A 4,040-nucleotide genomic window follows, 5' to 3' on the forward strand; every position below is an offset into this window, starting at 1 on the left:
CCAGCAACAGGCGGCCCAGCACCAGGGAAACAGCTCATGAGCGTCTATGAAGCCGAACTCGTCGTGGAACGGCGGGAGTCGGCCGCCGCCGGGGTGCTCGCACTCACCCTGCGGCACCCGCTGGGTGAGGAGTTGCCGGGATGGGAGCCGGGCGCCCATGTCGACGTCGTGCTCGGGCCCGGCCTTGAGCGGCAGTACTCACTGTGCGGCGACCCCGCAGACCGGTCGTCGTGGCGTGTCGCGGTGCTGCGCGAGCCGGACGGACGCGGTGGATCGGAGTACGTGCACGGGCAGTTGGGGCTGGGCGACAAGGTGCGGGTACGCGGGCCCCGGAACCACTTCGCCCTCAAGCCGGCTCCCCGGTACCGCTTCGTCGCGGGCGGCATCGGCATCACTCCGATCCTCCCGATGCTCGCCGCCGCCGAAGCGGCGGGCGCCGAGTGGACGCTGCTGTACGGCGGCCGCACCCGTGACTCCACGCCCCCAGAACGGGATTGCCCCCAGTACGGACTACGTCAGGACTCGGTCCGGTACATGAGGTCCGTCTCGTGGGTGTCGAAGCCCAGCCGCTCGTACAGGCTCACCGCCGCCGTGTTGTCCGCGTCGACGTACAGCATCGCCGTGGGCAGCCCGCGCTCGGCCAGGTGGCGCAGGCCGATCGTCGTGAGGGCCCGGCCGAGGCCGCCGCCCTGGGCGCCCGGGCGCAGGCCGATGACGTACACCTCGCCGAGGCGCTCCGCCGCGTGCGTCTTCGTCCAGTGGAAGCCGACGAGTTCGCCGTCGCGGAAGGCGAGGAAGAATCCCTCCGGGTCGAACCAGGCCTCGCCCTTGCGGTCGTCGAGGTCGCGCTGGGTCAGCGAGCCCTGTTCGGGGTGGTGGGCGAACGCGGCGGCGTTCACGGCGAGCCAGGCCGCGTCGTCCTCGCCGGGGACGAAGGTCCGTACCGTCACGTCCTCGGGGAGCTTCGGCTCGGGCAGCTCCAGGTCGGTCAACGGCCGCCGCAGCTGGCGCAGTTCGCGGAAGAGGGTGAGGCCGAGAACCTGGGCCAGATGCCGGGCGGCGGAGTGGCCGCCGTGCGCCCAGACGCGCAGCCGCTTGCCGGAGGCGGCCAGCAGGGCCGAGCCCAGCGCGCGCCCGTGACCGTGGCCCCGGTGGGCCGGGTGGACGGCCAGCTCGGCGGCCGGGGCCTCGACCGGGTCGGTGTCCTCCAGCTGTGCGTAGCCGACGAGTTCGCCGCCCACGGAGAGGAGGAAGTGCGACACCCCCTCACGGGCACCCCCGCGCAACTGCAGTCGCCCCTGCTCGGACACCGCCTGCTGCCCGTCGGCCCGGGCGGCGTCCGCGAGCAGTGCGAGGACGGCGTCGGCCTGCTCGGGGGTGAGGGCGGCCAGGGTGTCGATGGAACGAGACAGGCCGGGGGGAACGGGGCGCGCGGTGTCGTCGCTGGTCATGGCTACGAGGGTAAGGCCTGCCCGTTTCATGGTGAATCGCCTGGGACGGCAATCGTTCCGTAACCCCGAACCCCTGTCGCGCTACGCGCGTTGACCCTAGGCTGCGCCGGGACGGGGCTGAATTCTCACGCTTTTCTTACGTCCTCTCATGGACTCCCTTCCTCTTCTCTCGTCCACGAACTTCAGGGGGGCACATGCCTGTCACACCCCAGCCGTACCACCGCCGCAGACGCCGTACGCGCGCGCTGCTCGCCGGTGTCGCCGGTATCGCCACCGTCGGCGCTCTCGCCGCCGCCGCTCTGCCGGCCAGCGCCGGCGACAGCTCGTACAAGCCCGGCGGTCACGGCCACAGCAAGCCGAGCCGTTACCAGGACGTGCAGTTGCTGTCCTTCAACGACCTGCACGGCAACCTGGAGCCGCCGTCCGGTTCCTCCGGCCGGGTCACCGAGATCCAGCCCGACGGCACGACGAAGACGATCGACGCGGGCGGTGTCGAGTACCTCGCCACGCACCTGCGCGAGGCACGCAAGAGCAACCCGTACTCGATCACGGCGGCCGGCGGCGACATGGTCGGTGCCTCCCCGCTGATCTCGGGCCTCTTCCACGACGAGCCCACCATCGAGGCGCTGAACGGCCTCGACCTCGACGTCACCTCGGTCGGCAACCACGAGTTCGACGAGGGTGCCAGGGAACTGGCCCGTCTGCAGAAGGGCGGCTGCCACCCGACCGACGGCTGCTACGTCAAGGGCAAGAAGTTCAAGGGTGCGGACTTCCCCTACCTCGCGGCGAACGTGCTCGACGAGAAGACCAGGAAGCCGATCCTCAAGCCCTACTGGGTGTGGAAGAAGAACGGCGTCAAGATCGGCTTCATCGGCGTGACGCTGGAGGACACCCCCGGTGTCGTCTCCGCCGAGGGAGTGAAGGGCCTCAAGTTCAAGGACGAGGTCGAGACGATCAACAAGTACGCCAAGGAGCTGGAGAAGCAGGGCGTCAGGTCGATCGTGGCCCTGATCCACGAGGGCGGCCTCCCCGCCTCCGGGTCGTACAACTACGACTGTGACGCGGCGGGCGCCGGCTCCGGTATCTCCGGTCCGATCGTCGACATCGCGAAGAACGTCACCCCGAAGGTCGACGCGCTGGTCACCGGCCACACGCACGCCGCCTACGCCTGCACGATCCCGGACCCGTCGGGCAAGCCGCGCACGGTCACCTCGGCCGCGTCCTTCGGCCGCCTCTACACGGACACCACGCTGACGTACGACCGCTGGACGGGTGATATCGCCCGTACGGCCGTCTCCTCCGCGAACCACGTGGTCACCCGGACCGTCGCCAAGGCCGCCGACATGACCGCCCTGATCGCCCGCTGGAACACCCTCGCGGCGCCCATCGGCAACCGCGCCATCGGCTACATCTCCGGCGACATCAACAGCACCGGCACCGAGTCCCCGATGGGCGACCTCATCGCCGACGCGCAACTGGCGTACGGCAAGAAGCTCGACCCGGAGACCGACCTCGCGCTGATGAACCCGGGCGGTATCCGGGCAGGGCTGACGTTCGCGGCCAAGGGCAGTGAGGGCGACGGCGTCGTCACCTACGCCGAGGGCTTCACCGTCCAGCCGTTCTCCAACACGGTGAACCTGCAGAACTTCACCGGCGCCCAGCTGGTCTCCGTACTCCAGGAGCAGGTGAGCGGCACGAACGCCGCCTCGCCGAAGGTGCTCCAGGTGTCCTCGGGGCTCACCTACACGCTCGACATGACGAAGGCGGGCGCGGAGCGCCTGGTCGCCGCCTCCGTCAGGCTGAACGGTGCGGCGATCGACCCGGCCGCCACCTACCGCGTCGCGACGAACAGCTTCCTCGCGGGCGGCGGCGACGGCTTCCCGACGCTGGGCCAGGGCACGGGCGACCTGGTCGGCACGGACGACCTGGCGGCGCTGGCGGACTACCTGACCGCCAACTCCACGGCCACGACCCCGATCGCGCCGCCGGCGGCGAACCGGATCACGATCGTGCAGTAACGCTTGTCCCTCAGAGGGCCCAAGGCGACCTGCCTTGGGCCCTTTGTCGTGCCCGTAATAAGTCCTGTGTGAATTGCGGATCGGTTCCCTGGGTGTTCTGAATTTTGGTCTCAGGTGCAATTCATCGAGGTCTAAGAGGAATTGGCGTTTTTCGCCTCGGGGCTCCCGTAGTGTTTTCCATGTCGAAAGCGAACACGCAAACGACGCGAACGGCACGGAAAACAAGGGAGAGCAACATGAGCTTCAAGAAGATCGCCCCGGTCAAGAAGGCCTGCAAGGGCGCCCCGGCGCCGAGGAAGGCCGCGCCGAAGAAGGCCGCTCCCAAGCGTCGGCCGATCGACCACAAGGGCTGACGCAGCGGCGGTCACAGCTAAAAGCAAGTCATCAACTGTCAATTCACAAACCCGGAGGGAATTCCTATGAGCTTCCACAAGATTGTCCCCGTAAAGAAGGCCGCCAAGCCCGCCGCCCCCGCGCCGGCCCCGAAGAAGAAGGCTCCGAAGAAGCCCGCACCCCAGAAGGTGCAGCGTCGTCCGGTCGGGCACCAGCACTGAGATCTGTCATGAGGCGG

At 69.0% G+C, this 4,040-nt stretch carries 3 protein-coding genes and 1 pseudogene; 3 read left to right on the plus strand and 1 reads right to left on the minus strand.

The features are described from left to right. Window positions 1-36: 36 nt before the first annotated feature. Window positions 37-516, plus strand: a pseudogene (locus STRTUCAR8_RS54690) (ferredoxin reductase); the annotation flags it as partial. Here the strand turns inward: STRTUCAR8_RS54690 and mshD are convergent. Then, window positions 516-1,451, minus strand: coding sequence for a mycothiol synthase (mshD, locus tag STRTUCAR8_RS34015; RefSeq protein ID WP_006380774.1), 936 nt, complete (start codon window positions 1,449-1,451; stop codon window positions 516-518). The pseudogene STRTUCAR8_RS54690 and the gene mshD overlap by 1 nt on opposite strands. 194 nt (window positions 1,452-1,645) lie before the next feature. Here mshD and STRTUCAR8_RS34020 point away from each other — a divergent pair, with 194 nt between their 5' ends. Together STRTUCAR8_RS34020 and STRTUCAR8_RS55235 are read left to right on the plus strand one after the other, a co-directional pair. Further along, entirely contained in the window at window positions 1,646-3,469 is a 1,824-nt protein-coding gene (locus STRTUCAR8_RS34020) for a bifunctional metallophosphatase/5'-nucleotidase (protein WP_006380771.1), read from the plus strand. Between the two features lie 419 nt (window positions 3,470-3,888). Next, window positions 3,889-4,023 carry a hypothetical protein gene (locus tag STRTUCAR8_RS55235; protein ID WP_006380772.1) on the plus strand — a complete coding sequence of 45 codons (135 nt, stop codon included), beginning with the start codon at window positions 3,889-3,891 and terminating at the stop codon, window positions 4,021-4,023. Window positions 4,024-4,040 lie beyond the last annotated feature (17 nt).

This window comes from Streptomyces turgidiscabies Car8 (assembly GCF_000331005.1).
In the GTDB taxonomy this organism is placed as follows: Bacteria; Actinomycetota; Actinomycetes; order Streptomycetales; family Streptomycetaceae; genus Streptomyces; species Streptomyces turgidiscabies.